The sequence below is a fragment of the Kribbella sp. NPDC051137 genome (assembly GCF_040682535.1).
GTDB lineage: Bacteria > Actinomycetota > Actinomycetes > Propionibacteriales > Kribbellaceae > Kribbella > Kribbella karoonensis.
This window is the reverse complement of sequence record NZ_JBFBBI010000007.1, coordinates 504125-524113: the sequence shown is the minus strand read 5'-3', so window position 1 is coordinate 524113 and position 19989 is coordinate 504125. Positions and strand designations below refer to the sequence as shown.

General features: G+C 63.0%; 15 protein-coding genes. 8 read left to right on the top strand and 7 right to left on the bottom strand.

Going from position 1 to position 19989, the window contains the following annotated elements; genetic code table 11:
• The first annotated feature begins 151 nt into the window (after nt 1–151).
• The 3 genes from AB0M51_RS37865 to AB0M51_RS37855 are packed head-to-tail and all read left to right on the top strand — an operon-like array spanning nt 152 to nt 3210.
• Nucleotides 152–1711 carry an MFS transporter gene (locus AB0M51_RS37865; RefSeq protein ID WP_363753263.1) on the top strand — a complete coding sequence of 520 codons (1560 nt, stop codon included), beginning with the start codon at nt 152–154 and terminating at the stop codon, nt 1709–1711.
• Between the two features lie 15 nt (nt 1712–1726).
• The gene (locus AB0M51_RS37860) at nt 1727–2833 is read left to right on the top strand and encodes a mechanosensitive ion channel domain-containing protein (protein ID WP_363753259.1); all 1107 of its coding nucleotides are present in this window, start codon (nt 1727–1729) and stop codon (nt 2831–2833) included.
• Entirely contained in the window at nt 2833–3210 is a 378-nt protein-coding gene (locus tag AB0M51_RS37855; protein WP_363753256.1) for a hypothetical protein, read from the top strand. Before AB0M51_RS37860 ends, AB0M51_RS37855 begins: the two co-directional genes overlap by 1 nt.
• A gap of 1389 nt (nt 3211–4599) precedes the next feature.
• Here the strand turns inward: AB0M51_RS37855 and AB0M51_RS37850 are convergent.
• The 3 genes from AB0M51_RS37850 to AB0M51_RS37840 form a co-directional block, all read right to left on the bottom strand.
• Nucleotides 4600–5469: a hypothetical protein gene (locus tag AB0M51_RS37850; RefSeq protein WP_363753253.1), complete on the bottom strand. Its 870-nt coding sequence runs from the start codon at nt 5467–5469 to the stop codon at nt 4600–4602.
• Nucleotides 5470–5600: 131 nt separating this feature from the next.
• The gene (locus AB0M51_RS37845) at nt 5601–7238 is read right to left on the bottom strand and encodes an ATP-dependent helicase (protein ID WP_363753250.1); all 1638 of its coding nucleotides are present in this window, start codon (nt 7236–7238) and stop codon (nt 5601–5603) included.
• Nucleotides 7238–8899, bottom strand: a complete 1662-nt coding sequence (locus AB0M51_RS37840; protein ID WP_363753247.1) for an AAA family ATPase — start codon at nt 8897–8899, stop codon at nt 7238–7240. The genes AB0M51_RS37845 and AB0M51_RS37840 overlap by 1 nt, the downstream gene beginning before the upstream one ends.
• Nucleotides 8900–9298: 399 nt before the next feature.
• On the opposite strand from AB0M51_RS37840, the gene AB0M51_RS37835 reads away from it, so the two are divergent.
• Both AB0M51_RS37835 and AB0M51_RS37830 read left to right on the top strand, forming a co-directional pair.
• Nucleotides 9299–11164 carry a hypothetical protein gene (locus AB0M51_RS37835; RefSeq protein ID WP_363753244.1) on the top strand — a complete coding sequence of 622 codons (1866 nt, stop codon included), beginning with the start codon at nt 9299–9301 and terminating at the stop codon, nt 11162–11164.
• A 109-nt stretch (nt 11165–11273) separates the two neighbouring features.
• A complete protein-coding gene (locus AB0M51_RS37830; RefSeq protein ID WP_363753241.1) occupies nt 11274–11567 on the top strand; it encodes a hypothetical protein in 294 nt (97 codons plus the stop codon).
• Between the two features lie 639 nt (nt 11568–12206).
• Here the strand turns inward: AB0M51_RS37830 and AB0M51_RS37825 are convergent.
• Complete coding sequence (locus tag AB0M51_RS37825) at nt 12207–13082, bottom strand: HEPN/Toprim-associated domain-containing protein (protein ID WP_363753238.1); 876 nt, start codon at nt 13080–13082, stop codon at nt 12207–12209.
• A 117-nt stretch (nt 13083–13199) separates the two neighbouring features.
• Here AB0M51_RS37825 and AB0M51_RS37820 point away from each other — a divergent pair, with 117 nt between their 5' ends.
• Complete coding sequence (locus AB0M51_RS37820) at nt 13200–14483, top strand: hypothetical protein (RefSeq protein WP_363753235.1); 1284 nt, start codon at nt 13200–13202, stop codon at nt 14481–14483.
• Between the two features lie 945 nt (nt 14484–15428).
• Here AB0M51_RS37820 and AB0M51_RS37815 read toward each other — a convergent pair.
• Together AB0M51_RS37815 and AB0M51_RS37810 are read right to left on the bottom strand one after the other, a co-directional pair.
• Nucleotides 15429–15971 carry a hypothetical protein gene (locus AB0M51_RS37815; protein ID WP_363753232.1) on the bottom strand — a complete coding sequence of 181 codons (543 nt, stop codon included), beginning with the start codon at nt 15969–15971 and terminating at the stop codon, nt 15429–15431.
• A gap of 76 nt (nt 15972–16047) precedes the next feature.
• Nucleotides 16048–16401, bottom strand: a complete 354-nt coding sequence (locus tag AB0M51_RS37810; RefSeq protein WP_363753229.1) for a hypothetical protein — start codon at nt 16399–16401, stop codon at nt 16048–16050.
• A 1654-nt stretch (nt 16402–18055) separates the two neighbouring features.
• Here AB0M51_RS37810 and AB0M51_RS37805 point away from each other — a divergent pair.
• Both AB0M51_RS37805 and AB0M51_RS37800 read left to right on the top strand, forming a co-directional pair.
• Nucleotides 18056–18709: a hypothetical protein gene (locus AB0M51_RS37805; RefSeq protein WP_363753226.1), complete on the top strand. Its 654-nt coding sequence runs from the start codon at nt 18056–18058 to the stop codon at nt 18707–18709.
• On the top strand, nt 18658–19809 hold the full coding sequence (locus AB0M51_RS37800) for a hypothetical protein (protein WP_363753223.1): 1152 nt from the start codon (nt 18658–18660) through the stop codon (nt 19807–19809). The genes AB0M51_RS37805 and AB0M51_RS37800 overlap by 52 nt, the downstream gene beginning before the upstream one ends.
• Here the strand turns inward: AB0M51_RS37800 and AB0M51_RS37795 are convergent.
• Complete coding sequence (locus AB0M51_RS37795; protein ID WP_363753220.1) at nt 19790–19945, bottom strand: hypothetical protein; 156 nt, start codon at nt 19943–19945, stop codon at nt 19790–19792. The genes AB0M51_RS37800 and AB0M51_RS37795 overlap by 20 nt on opposite strands.
• Nucleotides 19946–19989 lie beyond the last annotated feature (44 nt).

Sequence of the window (19989 nt, the reverse complement as noted above, 5' to 3'; positions counted from 1 at the left end):
CGGCCAGAGACTACGTGATTGAGGGACGTGCACCCGCGTCGCAGCGGTCATCGTGGAGGTTCAAGCACGTCACAGAACAGCATGTCGTCTTCAGTAGGAGGCGCGGCGTGGCACACAGGTCGGCGGCAAACAAAAACGCGCAGGCGCCGCTATGACGCAGGCCCGGAACCCAGAGCCTGGGCCTGCCCCGATCCGGACCACCGTCCCGGCGCGGCTCGACCGCCTGCCGTGGAGCCCGTTCCATTGGCGCGTGGTCGTCGCGCTGGGCATCACCTGGGTGCTGGACGGCGTGGAGATCACGATCGCCGGCACCATCGCAGAGCGGCTGCGAGACCAGGACACGCTGGGGCTGACGTCATCCCAGGTAGGTCTCGGCGCGAGCCTCTATCTGTCCGGAGAGGTGCTCGGAGCGCTCCTCTTCGGCCGACTGACCGACAAACTCGGCCGGCGGAAGCTGTTCTTGCTGACTCTCGGCCTGTACCTGCTCGGCAACGCGCTCACTGCGGTTTCGATGAACTTCCCGTACTTCGCGGTGACCCGGGTGATCGCCGGTGCCGGCATCGGCGGTGAGTACGCCGCGATCAACTCGGCCATCGACGAGCTCATCCCGGCGAACTACCGCGGTCGCACGGACCTGGCCGTCAACGGGACGTACTGGCTCGGCGCGATGATCGGGGCGAGCGCGAACTTCCTGTTCCTCGATCCGGACATCCTCGACGTCGACCTGGGGTGGCGCCTCGCGCTGCTAATCGGGCCGCTCGTCGGCGTCCTGATCTGGCCGCTGCGGAGGCACATTCCGGAGAGTCCGCGATGGCTGCTGACCCACGGAAGTGCCGACCAGGCGGAGCAGATAGTCGCCACGTTGGAACGTGACCTTGCGGCGAAAGGCATCGACGTACAGCCGGTCGGAGACGAACAATCCATCGAGCTCAGCCCGCGCGGTCTGGTGTCGTACCGCGAACTCGCCCGAGTGACCCTGCGAGACTATCGCCGACGTTCGCTGGTCGGGGTCACGCTGATGTCGACGCAGGCCTTCCTCTACAACGCGATCTTCTTCACGTATGCCCTGATCCTCGCCGAGTTCTATGGCATCGCCGACAACAAGGTTGCGTACTTCATCTTCCCGTTCGCTCTCGGGAACCTGCTCGGGCCGATACTGCTCGGTCAGTACTTCGACACGCTCGGGCGGCGGATCATGGTCGGCAGCACCTACAGCCTGTCCGGGGTGCTGTTGCTCATCACCGGCTGGCTGTTCAAGGAGGGTGCTCTGACCGCCACGACCCAAACAGTGTTGTGGTGTGTCATCTTCTTCGTCGCATCGGCCGCCGCATCGTCGGCGTACCTCACGGTGAGTGAGATTTTCCCGGTCGAGATCCGGGCACAGGCTATCGCCTTCTTCTTCGCCCTGTCGGTGCTCGCCGGCGGTGTGATCGCGCCCTGGCTGTTCGCAACGCTGATCGGGAATGGCACCGACCGAGGCGCAGTCTTTGCCGGGTACGCCGTGGCCGCGTTGCTCATGGTGATCGGCGGTCTGGTTGAGTTCATCTGGGGGATCGACGCCGAACGCCGCTCGCTCGAGGCCGTCGCCACTCCGCTGTCGGTACGCGCTGTGGTCGCCGGTGCGGAGAGCGGCCTCACTGGCGGTCTGACCTCGCACGTTCGCCGCCGGCCGCCGACCGAACGGCGGTCGGAACACCCGCGGCGGACATGACGATCGGCGACGAGCATGGCACGAGGGCCGGAGTACATCGAGTCGGCGTTGGCTGTGGCCGTCCCGATCACGGTTGCCTTGTTGGTGACCGTCGGCGCTCGAATCGTCGTACGCCGCAGGCAGGCTCGTTCGTCCTCGCCCGTGTGGTCCTCGCTGCAACGAAGATGCAGGCGCCCGTTCCGGGCCGTCGTGGTCATCACCGCCATCCTGATCGCACTGCCGGCAGCAGGCCTGCCCGCCACTCCAACACAGATCGTCCGCCACGCGCTCGTCCTGGCGCTGATCGCCGCCGTCACCTGGTTACTGATCCACTTGACCGGCGTGGTCGAGGACGTTGCCTCGACGCGCCTCGACCTCGCCATGAGCGACAATCGGCAGTCGCGCAGGATCACCACTCAGATTCTTGTCCTCCGCCGAGTGGCGATCGCGGTACTGGTCTTCGTCGCGATCGCGGCGGGCGCCATGACCATCCCGTGGGCCCGTGCTCTCGGCGCGAGCTTCCTGGTATCAGCAGGTGTATTGGGCATAGTGGCCGGCCTGGCCGCGCAGACAACCCTGACGAACCTGTTCGCCGGCATCCAAATCGCAGTCGCCGATCCGATCCGCATCGACGACGTCGTCGTCGTCAACGACGAGTGGGGCCGCATCGAGGAGATCACCTTGACGTACGTCGTCGTCCGGACCTGGGACAACCGCAGGCTCATTCTCCCGATCTCGTGGTTCACCACGAACGTGTTCCAGAACTGGACCCGAGATGAGGCAAGGGTGCTGGGCAGCATCTTGTTGCACGTCGACTTCCGGGTATCGGTAGAGGACCTCCGCGCCGAGATGCACCGGCTGGTCCAATGCTCTCCGCTCTGGGACGGCCGGGACTGGGTCCTGCAGGTCGTCGACACCACTCCGTCAACGATGATCGTTCGCGGTCTGGTGAGCTCCGCGGACGCCCCCAGCAACTGGGACCTACGCTGCGACGTGCGCGAGAAGTTGCTGCTCTTCCTGCAGCAGCAACACCCCGACGCCCTACCGAGGGTCCGCGCCGATGTCTCGCAACGAGACGCGTTCAACACCGTGGCACACCGGACAGACCGATCACCCGCCGACCGGCGAAGTAGGGAGACCTGATGAACCTGAAGCTGAATGAACGAGCCTACGCACATGCCAGAGAACTCATTGCCGAGGGCCGGACGGTGCTCGATGACAGAGACCACTGGAGCGAGCATCGACCGACCGCAGCCGATGAGAACGCATTCATCGAGCGGCACGGCTTCTCGGAATACCAGAAGTGGTATCTGGGCGTGGACACTGAGCAAAACGATGCCGCCAAAGCGAGGTACAAGTTTCCCTACGGCGACTTCACCGACATCCATCGATGCGGGGTCGTGTCTGCAGAGTCGCGCGCCGGACAGTACAAGTACACCGAGATCGAACTCGCGGCCGCACACCTCCACGGCATGCTCGAGCAGCCTGCCCAGACGCACCGCGGCCGCTCCGAACAATGACGTGAACCAACGGGACGAGCCCCGTACGAAACGAGGCCCTTCCATACGGCGCCGAGCCGTTTACCTCGTGCTGCCAGGGCCGCCACGTTGGCCGATGGGCATCCGCACGAATGAGGCGCGGCGGCCACCAGGCTCAGGGCACCACCCCACACACGATGACCGCTGCCATCGCTCCACTCGTTGCCGTAGGCCACGGCTACATCCCACTCATTTCGAACCGGACCGATAGGCGGTGAACGACGCCTGCAGTATGCCCGGGTACTGCTATCGGTACGCGAGCTCATGCAGTCGATGGCAAGCAAACTGACGTGGTCACGATGGGGCTTTTGCACTAGCGGTCGACATTCCCCGCCCTGCATGTTCTTCATCGACTGCTCCCCGCCGGGGGTTAGCTGCGCTTAGCGTCTGGCCAGCGCATACTAGGCGGCGACTTCATTAGGAGGCATGCCCATTGGTTCGATCAACAAGACGCATCCCCACATCGCCTTTGGTGTACGCAAACCAGGGTGCGACACGAAACCCAGAACACACGTTCCATGGAAGGCCCGACTTAGCAGTCCCGGCAGAGCCGTCACTCACCTCTCGCACCTTAATCAGCGCGAGAGGATGATGATCGATGAGATCCGATGCGAATTAGACCATCAATGAATCCCTTACCAGTAAGAGTTTTCGCGCATCATTGACAAGTCACGACGTTAGCTCAGTCGGGTGAAGAGGACCCGGCGTGCCTGCGAGTCACCAATACGAAGCTGCGAACGGTCAGTCGAATAGCGCACCACAATGTCTGCCTCGTACGAACCGGTTAGGGACGGCACGGAGGCGAGGAAAGACCAGGCTCGAGCGGGCGCATGTCTGCAATGGGCCACCCCATGCGACGCAGGCGAAGCGGTCCGGTCGAGGGGATGTCTACATGAATGATTGCATCGAGTTCCGCGTTGCGTACTGCCGACGAAGGCCTGGCCAGCGGCTCCGCGAGCGACGCCGTCTCGGAACTGGAGAAGAATGTCGCCTCCCAACCTGTCCAGCTTGTGACCGAGCCGACACTCCGCCGAACCGTCCTCGAAAGGCACGACAGAAGTTCCTGCCTTCGCGGGGCAAGGCAATCGCGCGAGCGGCTTTGGGGACCTCTCGGCTCCGCAGTCCGAGCGCCACACCAAGGAGGGCGACCACGCCAGCGATCGCAGTCGCACTCCCCCAGCCTCGGCGGTTCGCTTTCGCCACATGCTCGTGCCGGCCCAGCCCGAGGACGTACAGCTTTCGTCACACAAACTCCCCTTAGGCGGTCTACCTCGAGCAGCTGCAGCCGTCCGGCGGCCATCGCACCAGCCGTCAGAGCGGACGGCCTCCGATTCACGACGCGTCTGCCACCTTCGAGCTGCCACCCCGAGCTCAGGAACCGTTGACCGCGTTGGTGATCACGATCGCGAGAATCACGACCACGACAAGGGCCGCGCCGACACCCACACCGCGAAAGAAGTACCGCCAGTCTTTTCCCGTGTCTACGTGAATGACCGGCGACGAACTTCGCTCGTCCTCGAACTGGTCGCCCTCCAGCGAGGTGTTGAGCGACTGTTCAATGTACTTCGCCTCGTCTACGGCCCTCTTCAAATCCTCGACCGCAAAGCGGATCGACGTGACTGTGTCCTCGTTGATCGAACGGGCGGTGGTAGCCAGCAGGCCGGTGGTGTCCTCCAAAGTCACCAGCATCTTGGCCGAGCGCTCCAGCGAGGCAATCGCATCCTCATTCAAGCGAGGCCAGCCGTACGACTCGTCCACCAGGGTGCGGAGTAGCGCCGCCTGGTCCAAGCTGACCTTCTCGACTCGCTGGATGGCCTCCAGCAACTCCGCCTTCACTTCCTGCAGAACGTCGGCAAACAACGTCCGAAGCTCGGCGTCGTCCTTGATCTGGATGTTGGCGAGCGCCTCCCCCGCACTGCCCTCGCGATCCTGCTTCCACTTGCGCAGGAGAGTGGCCGGATACTTGTGCACGTACGTCTTGCTGTCGATGCGGTTGTGGTGTGCCTGGCAAAGCAGCAAGAGATTTGCGAAGCCGTTGCGCTTCGGGATCGGCATCGAGCGCAGGAACCGCGGCCCGTTGTCCTCAAGCGCGTGGATGTGCGCGATCTGGATGTTGACGCTCGGTTCGCCGTCAATGAACCGCGTGACCAGCTGCTGACATGTCGGCTCGTAGCATCGACCGCGACTCAGCGTGAACAAGGCGGCGCGCACACCTGCCGAATAAAACCGTGACGCACCCATCCTCAGCCCCCTGAATCCGACTATCACCACGAACGCTATCGGTCACCACCGACAACCTCTCAAGGCCGTCCCAGCAAGCTCGAGCGCACCGACCTTCTGCTCAACCTCTGGGTAGGAACGCCGCCGCCGGATCACTTCGGATACATCCGTTGGAGGTGAGCGGACAGCTGTGCCGACGTCATCGTCGCAGCAGCAGCCAGGTCGTCCCACCAGCGAGACTGCTGTACGGCGTACGGGCCATACCAGCCATTCTGCCGGGCGACACGGGTAGCGATGACGCCGTGTCGTGCACGGGACAGCATGACGAGGAGGGCCCGCTGCTCCTCGGTCAGTTTCGCGGGATCCTCCACGCACCGTTTGTCGGGCAGGTGACCCTCCTCCAAGCCGACTACGACGACCCAGTCGAACTGTTGCCCTTTCCCGGTATGCGCGTTCAGAAGATGGACGCCCGGTCCGACGGCCGCGTCGTCAGCAGCCGGACGGAACTGTGCCAGTGCCTTCCTGGCGGTGGGCGCACCGACGGCTTCCAACTGGTCGAAGGCGTCGTTCAGCTGTTCAAGGGTGTCCACGTCGTCCGGACTCGTCGCCGCGATCGCCGCCTCGCGGGCGTCGTCAACTGTCGCACCCCGCCGCGAGGCCTCGACAGTCACGCGAATCCGTTCATAGATCGCCGGATCTTCGATGTCCAGATCCCAGTGACGACGTGGCACATCGAGGACAGCGAGCTGAGTGTCGATCTCCTTGCGCCTCCAGCTGGCACGGCTCACGATCCCGATGCTGAGTTCTGGTGCGACTGCGAGGACGCGTGCAGCGAAGTTCGCCACCCGCTGCGCCTCGATCTCCGGTGCGGAGAACGTGAACGCTGCGGCTGCTCCTCCGTCCGGCCAGGCCGGCGGGTCGTAGGCCCGTAGCGCAACCGCTCCCATTGGCTGAGCGATTCGGTTCACCATTGCCAGCACCGCGGGTGAGGAGCGATACGAGACGTTCAGGTGAATGGGTTCGTCCGCCAGGTCTCGAAGTTGCAGCTCCACTTCCCGGGGCGCTGCGCCTGCCCAGGAGAAGATGCCCTGAAGGGGGTCGCCTGCGAAAGTCCGTGTGGTATTCGCTGTCCGCAGGGCGATGTCCAGCTGCTGCAGTGACAGGTCCTGAAACTCATCGACCAGGACCGCACCGTAGTGTTGCTGATAGAGGCGGGCGACCTCGTCTACACGCAGCAGGCATTGCGCATGGCGCAGAAGATCGTCGTAGTGCAGCTGATCTCCTGCCGATCGGGCCAGTTCGACCAGTTCAGCAAGTCTATTGCCGGATCGGCGGATGAGGTCCAAGACCTCTGGGTCGTGTCGGGCTCCCCGCTTGATGTCAGCAAGCAACTGCGCTGCCTCGTCGCGATCGTCTTTGTCATCGGACAGGGCGGCGATCGCCTTTCCGAAGGTCTTCGTCGTCGGCATCGCGAGCCGATCCGGGTCGAGTCCGATCGTCCGGCCGTGTGACAAGACGATCTCAGCCGCGTGGCCATGGAAGTTTCGAACGCTGACGTAGCGTCGGTACCGCGCCTCACCGAGGACGGTCCGCAGCCGGTTACTCAGGTTTGCCTTGGACCGGTTGGTGAAGGTCAAGGCAAGGACCTTCTGATGAGCCTGAAGGCGCGGGATCAAGGCGTCCGCGCGCATCGCGAGTAGCTCGGTCTTTCCGCATCCGGGAGGTGCGATCACGAGCAGGTTCGCGTTCTCGGTCGTCGCAGCGGCACGCTGCCCCTCATCGACGGGCACTAGGCACCCAGCCTGGCCAGTTCGGCGAGGAGGCCGGCCACGCTGGCGATGGCAGCCGCGGACGACTGTGTCATTTGCGACGCAATGGCGACCGCCGCCGTGACCTTGCGCCCGTCGCCTCGGCAGTAGTGAGCGACAGCTGTGGGATCTACATGGTCGAGGTCGGACGCATTGCATGCCTGCAGGATGGTGCGCTCACTGCACATTCTCGACGCGATGAGCGCCCTCGCGGCGCCAGGCCCGCCGAGCGCGCCGCAGTACTCCGCCTCGAGATCCGGCGCAGAGACCCACAGTTGGCTGCCGAAGACATCTCGTGGTCGTCCGCCGATCGCTCCTTGCCACATCGCGCTCTCAGCCTCGTCGACGAGCCCGAGCAGCTTAACCTTGAACCCATCCTTCCCGATCAACTTGTAAACGTGCGGGAACTTGTGCGCCCCGTCGAGGTCGACCACCACCGCTCCGAGCCGATCGAGGTGAACCCCAAGCTGCTCGGCGGCGGCTTCGACGATGACGCGATCTGATGCCCCCTCGACGAGGATCACGAACCGTGCGGTGAGGGCCTCGAGGAGACGTGGAGACCACCAGTTCGCGAGGTGCTTGCCGACGGCATCCAGCTTCTCATCCGCGATCTGGCTGCAGGTGCCGTCCGGCCCCACAGCAATCACATGCAGTGGCTCGAAGCGCTGCACCATGTAGGGCGAGTGAGTCACCAGGATCTTCTGATTGGTCGACTTAGCGAACAAATCGGCAACGGTGCGTTGGCTTGCAGGATGAAGGTGAAGTTCCGGTTCGTCGATCGCGACGACATTCGCCGCGCCCTCAGCCAGATCGAACAGAGTCATCGAGATAAGTTGCCGCAGACCGTCTGACTGCTCGCTCAATGGCACCAGTCCCTCATCGCGCTTGAAGAACATCGAGACAGCACCGAGTACATCAGCCGCAGGATCGATGCTGGTGCGAACAGCCAGCTCGTCCTTGTCGACGGAACGCGGCATAGCCCGCGACAGGTGGCTCGCAACGTCCCCACGAAGCTGATCGATCGTGCCGACCTTGTCGAGTCGGTCATTGAAACTCGACATCAGTCCGACGAGCTCTGTCTCCTGCTCGCCCAGGTCGATCGCTTGCAGCAGACTCTGCAGGGCACTGTTCGGACCATCGAACGATCCAGCGGTTGCGGCCCGCGTAGCAGGCAGGTACCTCCATCCGAACCGTGCGAGCTGGTCCCGTGACGGTCCCGCCGAGTGTCCGCCCTCCGGGAACCACCGTCGGATCATGACCGCAGTCTCGTCAGCCGGATCGGGACCGACTGCCAGCTGAACCCGCAGCGATTCGCTCTGGTCGTCTTCGCTGATCGAGATCTCGCGATGGAAGAGCCTCCGATCCACATCGTCGAAGTCCATCAGCCGGGCCTCTACGACCAGTTCGGTGCCTAGGTTCTCAAGGTCGTCGAGGGACAGCCGTTGAAATAGCTGCGCTGTTGTGCACCCGAACAGCAGGTTCAGCAGGCGCAGCAATGACGTCTTCCCGACATCATTCGCACCGACGATCACCGCATGCGTGCGGAACTGCAGGCTCAGGTCACGAATCCGACTGTGATTGCTGACCTGCACCCGATCAATGCGCATCCGCGCCTTCCCCCACTCCCACTCCAGCGGCGACACGCGCGGTACCTGACCGACCACACGCGAGCACCGCGTCTGCAGTGGGCTATATCGGAACTCCTCCGGGGACTGTTACACCACGTAGTCGGAGATCAGGTGGGGAGCGACAGGAGACCGGGACACGGACAGGCCCGGGGCTGGCGCCCAGTCGAGGCAGACGGATTCGAGGATGAGGTAGGCGGTGCAGCCCTGTCGACGTCGGCGGCGCCTCTCCTACGATCCCTCCAGGCGGGCACTCGCATCCGCCGGTCGGGCCGAACAGCACCGACCGATTGGTGTTCCGTCATCCTCGAAGCGCTCGGCCGTCGTCGAGCTCCCAACCAGCAATCAACATCGCGAGGCACACTGCGTGCTTGCTGACTCGACGACCAGCCGGAGTAGAAGATCTGGCATCTTGCCGTGCACTTCGACATCAGAGCTTCCTGCCCGGCGGCCAGGCGCGGAAGAAACCACCGCGACGGAGCCGATCCAGGTCATAAATTGCGCGCTGTAACGCTCTGTTCCCTCAGTCCGATGGTGAGACCGGGGGAACACATGGACAATGGCGGCTGTGCATCGGGGAACGGCACCGGATGGAGCATCATCACGTCGTCGGCTGCTAATTCGCAGCTGGCCGGCGTTCTGGCGGCAGTTATCTTCTCAGGGATCGTCATTCTTTTCGCACGCCGGGGGTCGCGGAGCAGCCAAGCCCTAGGTCTGTTCGCGGCCACCTTCGTCGTCCTAGCGTTCGACAGCTATCTATTCGGCACGGTCACAGGCTTGACCACGGACCGATTCTGCGAACGGGTGTGGAGCGAGGGCATGGCCGCGGCCGGCATGCTCGGCGTCGGCGGATTTGCTCTGATGGCCGGAATCAGTTGGCTGATGGCCGACCATGCCGATGGCACTGGCGATGAGCCGACCGCAAGTCACGACCGCCGGGTGCTCGCAGCGCTCTCCAGGTACATGGTGCTCGGGGTTGCGGCGGCCGTCTCGTTGCTGCTCACGATGACGAGCCTGGACTACCTGAGCATCATGTACGGAGGCGACCGTCCCAGGAACCTCACGATCGTAGCTTGGACTGCCCCCGCGCTCGTCGTGCTGCTCACCGTCTCGCTGACCGCCGGACGACGCAAGCTCAGGAAGTGGTGGCCTGACGCCTCCGCAGCGCCGATCGTGTCCTGGCCATTCACCTTGGCAGCCTCTGCCCTGCTGACCTATGGCATCGTCGGCCCAGTGGCAGCCGGGTGGATGATGGCAAGACCCGACTCTGCATGGGAGTCAGCCGAACAGACGACGCTGGTCGCTGTCAGCTTGGCTGTCGGCTTGGTACTGCCCGGACTTCTGATCGTGGCTGTGGTGCTGGCAACGCCAGAAATCGTCCCCGCAGCAGAGGACACCGGATCGCAGCAGACACTCCCTGACCCACCGGGCAGCCCGGCCGATGGCGTGGGCGGCGTACTGCAGCCGCTTGATCGCGAAACCCTGCTGCAGCGCTCGATCGAGATCTTTCCTCAGGGCTACTTGATGAATATCAGCATCATCCAAGGCGTTGCACTGAGCGTCCTGACCGTTGAAACCGTCAACTACCTGAAGCGAGCAGGAGAGCAGGCCGTACCACAGACGGTCGCCATGTCCCTCTTCGGATTAGCTGGACTCATCATCGTGTCATACGAGTATCTGTGGTTCAGCACGATCATGCGCTGGTCCCCAACCTTTCGAGACACCGCCATACCTGTCATCCTCGGCGTCGCCGAAATCGTGCCGCCGCTCCTCCTTGGCCGGACAGTCGCGTGGTGGATCGCGTCTGCCGTATTCGCCCTGCTAGGCGCCGGCGCCTTCCTCAATACCGCGTCCAGGCTCAAGCCAGAGATGTTTCCGGCTCATCCGGCATCTCATCGGACCGTCCGACAGCTCCTTTCGCGTCTGGCAACGATCTGCGTCGGTACATCCATCTTGGCGATCGTGATCGCAATCCTCGCAGGGATCGGAGTCGGGAACACCAACGCGCTGTCCACTGTCGGCGCATGCTTCCTCGCGCTGCCCGGAGCCATCTCGATCATCGCGTTCAGCGAGGCGACACTTAATAACGTCTATGCCGACTTCGCGGTCGATCGACGGCCACCGATCTTCGACCGATTCCGCGGCGTTGTACCGGGGAACACATCAGCTGACCGGCAGCTCTCCCAGGTCAAGGACACTCGCCCAATCAAGCGAGTGCGTCATCATTTGTCCGCACCGGAGCCTCCCGAGACAACGGTGGCACACCCAGACACGCAGATCTGATCGTGCAGGGCTACGCCGCCGGTCCGATCACCGTCCCCGCGGCGACGACATCCTGCCCTCCGCCGCGGAACTGCCGGCCCTCGAACCCGACGCTGCCCTCATTCCGACCGTGATGCTCGTCGCGATCGGCGCCTTGCGACGCTTGTCCGAGTCAGACGCTGTACGGGTCCTCGCGATCCACAAGTGCAAGGGTCTCGAGTTCGAGAAGGTCGTAAAAACGCAGCCGTTCTGGGGTATCAGAACCGCAGCGATGTCGGAGTTCTTCGTAGCCATCTCACGAGCCAAAGCCGAACCGGTGCTGAGCTACGTCGACTTCCGTGAGAGACCGATCGAACTGGTCCAGGTCTGGGACGAGGACCGAACGTCGTATCAGAAGCTCATCGACTTCGCATGCGATGATTGACCAGGCACGTCCGGAGGTGACTGAGCGGTCATGTTGAGGTGCCATGCTGCGCCACGCGCTACGTCACAGGAAAGGGTGCTAGCAAGGACATCGGTGTCAATGCATGACCGGTGCTCGGTTTCAGCTGGCCCCAGCCGCACGCTGTCTATGGTCGGGTTCACGCAGAATCGTCAGCAACCGATCTGCTGCGTCGGTCTGCGCTTCACGCTTCGACGGGCCGAATACGGTAGCTTCCATTGGCGCGTCTCTACGTGTGGGGCCGGTGCGGACGGTACGGATCGGTCCCTGGTCGATCTGCGGACCCGTCGGAGTACGACCAGTCCCAGCCAGGGCGGCGGTCGCCGCAGCCACCCCAGGTAACGGAGCAGTCTGTTGCCAGGAGGTTTCATGTAGTTGCCATCGGCAACGTCGGCAGCCCCGCTCGAAGTGGTTATGCGATCCGGCGAAGAACGCGCTGTCGGCGTAGTAGGCAACGGGGAACGCCAGGGGCCGCCGACGAGCGTCAGAGCAGCCTACCGGTCGAGGTGCCGGGGCTGGTGTCGAGCCAGGTCGTGGGATCGGTGCACGAGATCCTAGAGAGCTGGCCGTTTCGTTTGCGCCTGAGATCGCAACTCCAGCCGATCTGCGGGGACTCGCGAGTTAGACCAAGCCAAGGCCAGGAGATGGAAGTTGTTTGACGATGCCGGGGAGGAGTTCGGTGCTTTCTCGCAGCTCTTCGTCGAGCAGGGTGTTGTGGGTGTTCTCGGGGTGATGGATCTTGTGGCGCACTGCGACGGGGAGCGTGAGGATCTCTTGGGTCGGACGGCCGCCGGGATACGACCGCTTGTACGGGGCCGCTTTCGGGATGCCTTGGGCGTGCAACCAACTGTCGAACGCTTTCAGCCCGTAGATGCCGACGTGATCCTGAATGCGGCCGCACAGCAGAGTGTGGTTGTCGATGTATGTCTGTCGGTCGATGTCCTTGAGGTCCTCGAGCGTGACCCATCCGCTGTCGATGAGGTCTTGGGTTTGCCACCTCACCGGCAGTTGCAGATTGTCTGACCGGTCGCACAACGTGCGGAGCGTGATGGAGAAGTCGAGGCCGTAGATGAAGTCTTCGAGCACATGCTTGTCGCGCTGGACCGTCGCGAGCCGATCGATGATGAAGTCTCTGAAGTCCCAGATGTAGCGCTTCAGGTCGTCGGAGGTGAGCGTTGCGAACTCGATGCCGGTCATCGTGTCGTGGAACTCGTCGTAGGTGATCTGCAGGTCGTCGTCGGTGCGTTGCCACCGGCGCACATAGGTGTCGAACTTCCGTCTGGTCTCCGCGTATGAGTATCCGAGGTGGCACAGGCGGAAACGGACGTCGGCCAGCGACGCTTCGTACCCGGGCAGGAGCTGGACTCCGCTTACGTACTCGGTTGGTACGTTCGCTTCGCTTCCGGGCGGAAAAAGCCAGTAGTGGCTCTTCCAGTACCTGTTCTGGCCGTAGTCGATGTTGATGTCGTTGAGGCTCAGCATGATCTGCGTTCCCACTGAGCAATCTTGGCAGCCGGTGCCTGGTGGCACCTACGGAATTTCGCGACCAGGCGCCGGCGTACGTCTCTGCAACTCGTTGGGTCAGACATGGCCCGATCGCTGTAGGTTGCGTAGGTGGACATCCCATCGCTCCAGCCGGACGAGGAGACCCAACGCATCCTCGGCCACATCCTCGCCGAGTTCGCACCCGACGACCCCGGACGGCCGTGGCAGAAGGGCGAACTACGGTCCCCGGTACAGGAAGGAGACTTTCCTGTGCCTGAGCTGGCGCACGCCGCTCTGGTCTGGGCTGGGTTCGTGAATCAGCGCGGCTGGGATGAGAAGACGGCATGGCGAGTCGGCGGAAGGTTCAGGGACACGAATGTGTCGTTCGCGTCGACGAAGTTCGGACTCAGGGTGATGGTCGAGACGGATCGAGAACTCACACCGACCGAGAACCAGCCGTTCACACCGCCTCCTGGGGTTATCGCATCCAAGCGGGTCGATCTCAGCAGCGACCCAGACCTCGCCGCGCTCGTCGCTGATTTCACCGCCGCGGTCCGGAAGGCGGCTCAGTTGTTCGGATCCAAGGTGCTCAACGACCTGGTGCAGAGTCAGGTTGAGTCAGGCAACGTCACATTGATGAACCAGAACGGCCGGCTCCGCGGCGCTTACAACTTCTTCCGGTGGCAAGGCCAGGCTCTGATCGACGGCCACGGAGACGCAGACATCCGCCAAGAAATGATCGATATCACCATCCGCGCGGCCGGAGGCGATCCCGAGGACGAGCACTACTTCCTCCCCTTCTTCAGCCCGCTGAACGTGGGCTATTGCCTGACCGCGATGGCGTCGGCCTACTTCTCCTGGCTGGAACACGTCCTGGTCCTAGCACTGCCATTCACCCCTCATTGGGACCCTGCAGAGAAGCCGGTGACCACGGCAATCGGCGACCCGTGGTCGGACAAGTGGCGCTACGTCCTTCGCGACGCGATGGCTGCCCCTAACGGCGACGCGAAGAAGACCTTCGACCTACTCCGCAACGCTGCGGAGCAGTTCAGGAATCTCGACGCACACGGCGGGTTCGGAAAGAAGGAACAGTCGTTGCTCGTGCACTCGCCGATGGGTGCGATACCGGCGCGGTTGGCTGAGGGCGCGAGCGCGATCAAGGCGACCGTCATCTCTGAAGCGCCGAGCACGTTCGCGGAAGCGTGCGAGGTATTCGATGCAGTGGACAAGTTTCTGCGCACCGGACCGCTCTCGGATGCGTTCGTGTGGATCGAGGGCGGCCTGCAGGTGGCGTTCCATGCTGAGCATCGCGAACGGATGCGGGATGCGATCGCTCAAGGCTCTGAGGCGTTCCTCGAAGAGGTGGAGCGGTTCGCCGAGCTCGAGGACCGGATCAACAACTTCGAGTACTGAGGACCTGGTTGGTCGGGTCAGCTGAGTCGGCGGGACAGCTTGGCCCGGTGGCCGAGGAGCCCATGCACAGGCACAAGACGGCAGGATCACGATGATGGGCCGGGCGGACGCCCGCGATCGGATCACCCGTGCCCTGGCCCAGGCCGGCGCCGCTTCTCGAGCCCAGCTGGCCCGATGTACCTCTCCCGCTCCGTCGACCGTGTCCACGATCATCGGTGAGCCCATGAGCGAAGGCCTCGTCGTCGAGCAGTCCGCCGGTTCGGTCCCGGCCGCAAGTACAAACGCGGCCGCCCGGCCACGCTGCTGGCCGAGAGAGCGATCGTGCACACGCCGTTAGTACGTGCATCTGCACGTGCACCACGGATCTATCAGATCAGCGCGATTGTCCCCCGCAGCGAGCATCAGGAGGAGTGCATATCCGCAAGGATTCGTTCAGCGGCCAGCCAGTTGAGCCACGAACGATTCTCGACTGGGATCAGGCGCCTTCTGGCATGGACCACTGTCGTATTATCGCTTGTCCAGCTCGTCGTGGCGCCTCTTTGGTCGCGGGCCGACCGCCAGCCGACCAGAACGGCATTGTTCGTTGCCGAAGCGGCCGGTGGAGTCACCGAGTCGCGATCCGGTTGGGTGTGATCGGGCGAGCTTTGAAACCGGGAGTCGACGGGCGCACAAATGCAGACCACGCCATTCCAGCGGCGTCTGGGTGTGTGCGAGTTTCGTGAGTCGATCAGCACGCCGGCCGAATGGGGTGACTCCCGTCTTCGGCATCCGCCGCGAGATTGACTCGCTCGGAACAACGGCAGGGCACAGGACGAGCGAACGGCAACTCCCTCCAGTCGCAGCACGCAACTGGCCAACGGACCGCGCTGCGAGGGCTTGCACAACGGCGTCACGCCATACCTCTAGGCCCTCTGGCCCCCCGCACCCAGTGGCGCGCGCCAACTGCTAAGCCGCGTGCGTGAGAGATGGATGCTCGTCAAGGGCCCTGCTGTAACCGCGCGCCGCCCGGTCAGCGTTAAACAGCGACTGCTCCATACGCTCGGCAGCCCTTCCACCAAGCAGTTGCAGGGGTCGGAGCGCCCACCAGAAGATCGACCCGCCTGCCAGATGCAGAGCCAACGCACTCACCAGGCGCCGATCGAAGGCATCCATGATCATGCACTGTTCTGCATCGAGCCCGAAATAGGGCGGCGCCAGGTCTCTCGCTGGATCGATGCCATGCGCTTTCATCGTGACGATGACTGCAATCGCACGAGACGTACCACCCAGGCGGTATGGATCCTTCAGCATGACGTCGGTCTTCGCAATAAACTGGCGAACAGCATCGATGTCAGGCAAGTCGCCTTGAAGGACAGCGTCGTCACACTCGTCTCGGATCTCAGAAACCTGTGCGACGAAGCGTGCGCCTGAAGCCGCCGGGAAGACAACGATCACCGCAACCCACAAGGCGACCGCCGCAACCAATAATAGTGACAACACGCTGATCATCCTTCGCCCCCATCGTGGTCCGCTCCACCTACACTACGCACTCGCCGCGATTCCGCTACCCCAACCGGCGCTTCCATCAGCGCGAGACCCGGTCAGAGAGCTGGTTGTCCCTCAGCCGTTGCTTGAGCTCCTTGACATCTCGCGTTAGGTCCTTGTTCCGCGTGTCCAAGCGATCTGCGCGGCGCCTGTGTCGATTACCCCAGATCCAGGTGCCAAATCCTGCTAGCGACACGGAAACCGTGACCGTGAGTGCCAGTTCTAGGTTGACGATGGTCTCTTTGCCACTGAGAACGTCAGCCGGCAGAGCCATCGCCGCCACAACAGCGGCCAGGCCGAGCAAAGTGAAGAACGGGCGCCAAACGAGCCGGATCCTCGCCTCACGCAATGCGATTTCCTTCAGAAGAACTTTCTCGGAAACGTCAGCAGACACACTATTGCCTGGCGCTGCAGTCTGTGTCTCGCCTTCCGTTCGGGGCCCATCTCCCCCGGGCGTCGGTTCTGCGTTTGTCACGCCTCACTCCCCCTGACCTCTCTAGGTCGCCCGAAGACTACAGCGCGCCATATAGGCCTGCAAGATCGGATCATGTATCTACGGCGCAAGGGCTTGACTGCGAGATACTTTCGATACCGTGCGGTATTGATTGCGCCCAGGCAGCATCGCCGCGATCTGATGCTTGCTTGAAGGCGGAACTCGCATCCGCCGCTGACCAACATTGCTTAGATGGGCTGCGGATGACCGAGTCGAGATTCTGTCGAACTCCGCCGATGGCGCAGCGACTCAGTAGCAGTCCACCTCGTCCCGCAAACGTTTGAGGCAACATTGCCGCTCCATGAGCATGCATCTGGCCCCAATTTGAAGATCTTTCCGCGGGCAGCAACTGCCGCAGCCTCTTGCCGCTTGCCCCACTGAACCCTGTGGTGCGACGTGCTCTCAAAGGATCGCGATCTCACGAACGCAATACTGGGCGCCGATGAGTAGCCTGATGTCAGCTCGATTGACATCTGTTTCGGTTGATGCGAGCGCTGCGACTGACGCATGGAAACCGGCTGAGTCCGTCAGACGATGCGGCGTTCGAGGCCATCGTTGGAGCGCATCGTTGAGCACTGCCCGGTGGCGTGGTTGGGCCGGAGCGGGCATCGCGCCACTCACCCTGTTAACCCTGCGACGTCGAGGATCACCGCCGCCAAGCCGACCGAGCCGGCGACCAGCGCCCAGGCACTCTCAACAGCTTCGCGATTTCCAACGCGGTCGCAAGGGCAACCGAGCACGCCACAATCATTCGTTCGTTCCTGCCCGCATTTCGGCCTTCTCGGCGAGGTATTGGAGGATCCTTGCCGACGCCAGACGCCAGCGAGTGCGAAGTCGCAACGGCTAGTCAGATCACCAGGTCGTCGTCATCATGAACATCTCGGACCTCACTTCCTCCACACCGCCATGCATACCGGCGCCAAGACCACCTACTTCACACTGCCTAACGGGGCAATTGCTGGCTTCGCGGCAGGGCAAGCTCGAGCAGCTAGAGCCCCAGTTGATCATCGCCACGCTCACCGATGTGCGATCCACCAGATCAGAGCTGAGACTAAGGCGCTGCCGAGCGCAGTCGCCATGCCTCGCGCCAGGCCGAGGACGAGCTCGGTTCGGACTCCGCGCAGTCTTCGTCGCCGACTCAGGGCACGTGCAGTAGCGATCGACCGGCCTTGGGGCTTTTCCTGCTCCACCATGGATTCCTCTCCTCAACGATGATTCGTCGCTGGCCCAGGATGGAGCCTGGTCCCGGTGGTGCATCGAGTGCGACGCGTTGCAAAAGCGCGTGCAACACCTGCGCTGTCCGGCACGGTCGGCTATGAATGATGGATGCAGCACATCGGAGGTCGTCTGGGACCCGTGCGAACAGACGTCTCACCGGTCCGCCGGGAGCTGGCGCTCGCACTGCGCGAGCACTTTGCGCGCCTCGGAATCTCCGTGCGCGGCTATGCCGCCAAGCAGGCACGAACCCCCAGCGCGATCACTCGCTATCTCAATGCCGCGAACCTACCCCCAGAGGACTTCGTCACTGACCTGGTCTATGAAGTTGCCAGACTCCGTGGAGACCTTCGCAGTGAGGCTGACCGGGTCATCCAGCTCTATCGGACAGCACAGGACGCGCAACCGGGGTCACACCACCCGACTGAAGCAAGAAACCGCCCAGGCTCGTGAAAGGCTCCAGGCCGCCGAGCTGAACAAACTGGCTGCAATCACAGCCCACAACGCGACGCTTCGCACACTCAGCGAGGTGCAAGCCGAGCTCGACCGGCTCGTGGCACTCGATGCCGCTGACAGTACGCAGCCGTCGGGCCTGACATCGTCCGCGCAATCGTTCCTTCAGCTCGAACTGGAACGCACACAGAACGAACTCGTCGCTTCACGCACCTTGCTCGAAGGCGCCGAGCAACGAATCTCTCAATTCGAATCCGAGCTCTCCCGCCTCAAGAGGCCGGCCCAGCAGAACGTCGTGGTCCCGATGAAGGAGCGGCAGCCCTGGTACTGCCCCGAGGAACACCGACACCCCTACTGGCGCCAGTACACACGGCTGCTCGAGGCCCGGGATGGAGCACCGCAGCGATCGCGAGTGTCGATTCGGCAACGGACCAGGCCATCAGGTCGCTGGCTGATCCGTCCGCGCAGACGCCGTACCAGGCAAGAGGATTGGTCCTGGCATACGCACAAAGTGGAGCGGCGGCCCACATCGCCGGCCTGATCGCCAAAACAATTGACGTCGGCTACCGACTGGTGATCGTCGTGAGCGGTGCAACCAACCTCGTGCGGCAGCAACTCCAACGCCGTCTCGACGAGGAACTGCCATCCTTGCCGGACACTGCCGGCATCATCCGGTTGACGAGCCCTGAAATGGACTACCAACGGTTGGCAAGTCACCTTGGCGCCCTCCGGTTCGAGAAGCGAGTGGAGAGCCGTCCGCTCTTCGGCCAGGAGAACATTGACAGTGCCTCCGTCCGGCTGATGGTAGTGAAGAAGAACAAGGCGGTACTGAGAAAGCTGGCCAGAGACCTGGCCGGGATCGGCACGCCGCTCGACGAGGTTCCTGCTCTCATCGTCGACGCGGAGGCCAGCCGCGGACCGTCCTCGGCAATCGACAAGGCCGTTGCCGAGCTGCTCGCGATGCTGCCCAGAGCCCAGTACATCTCTTTCAGCAGCACTCCCCTCACCGCTGCTCTGCTCAATGCGAGCATGCCGGAGCACACCTTCCCACGCGACTTCGTCACGTCACTTCCGCGGCCCGCTGGCTACGTCGGTGCGCGCGAACTGTTCTCAATCGGCGACGAAGCAACGTCCACGGGGGTTGATTGGCCGGCCTTCAGCGTGCACTCATCCATCCGGCATGTCGATGCAGGACCTGAGGGGCTAAGGGAAGCACTAGACATGTTCGTCCTGACGGGGGCTCTCAAGGCGTACCGAGAATCTTTGAACGCGGCTGCGTTTCCAAACCACTTGATGTTCGTACGGGGCTCCGTACGGCGAGCCGCACGGGAATTGTTGCGCGCACGCATCAGTCAGCTGTGGCAGTCGAATGACTACGACGTTACCTCCGGCCAGGAACGTCTCATCCACCTCTTCGAGACCGAGTTCCTGCGGTCGTCCGAGGTCCACAAGAACAATCAAGCGCTCCCACAATCCGTCGCAGAACTACGGATTGGGCTTCAGACATCGCTCGGCCGACTGAGCTCCGGCGTGCTGGCATCCTCCGATCCGGAAGCCGGATGGAAGATCGTGTTGGCCAGCCGTGCGACCGACAACTTGATGTTCGGCGAGGCCCCGACCATCACCTGCATTCGACAGTGATGCCGGGAACACGGTGGCGCAGGCTGCACTCCGGCAGTCGTTCGGAAGCCGCCCCGGAGACCACGATCTTGTTCGTCTCTATCTGAGCAGGTCCGCCGCTGGATTCGACCGTACCGACCTTGAGCTCGCTTTCCATGTCGTCCATCTTCAGGAGGACGCAGTCCGAGACCTGCTTGCCGA

Coding starts and splice junctions, on each gene's coding strand:
- AB0M51_RS37865 (WP_363753263.1), top strand. CDS start 152: ATGACGCAGGCCCGGAACCCAGAGCCTGGGCCTGCCCCGATCCGGACC.
- AB0M51_RS37860 (WP_363753259.1), top strand. CDS start 1,727: ATGGCACGAGGGCCGGAGTACATCGAGTCGGCGTTGGCTGTGGCCGTC.
- AB0M51_RS37855 (WP_363753256.1), top strand. CDS start 2,833: ATGAACCTGAAGCTGAATGAACGAGCCTACGCACATGCCAGAGAACTC.
- AB0M51_RS37850 (WP_363753253.1), bottom strand. CDS start 5,469: ATGGGTGCGTCACGGTTTTATTCGGCAGGTGTGCGCGCCGCCTTGTTC.
- AB0M51_RS37815 (WP_363753232.1), bottom strand. CDS start 15,971: ATGATCAGCGTGTTGTCACTATTATTGGTTGCGGCGGTCGCCTTGTGG.
- AB0M51_RS37795 (WP_363753220.1), bottom strand. CDS start 19,945: ATGGAAAGCGAGCTCAAGGTCGGTACGGTCGAATCCAGCGGCGGACCT.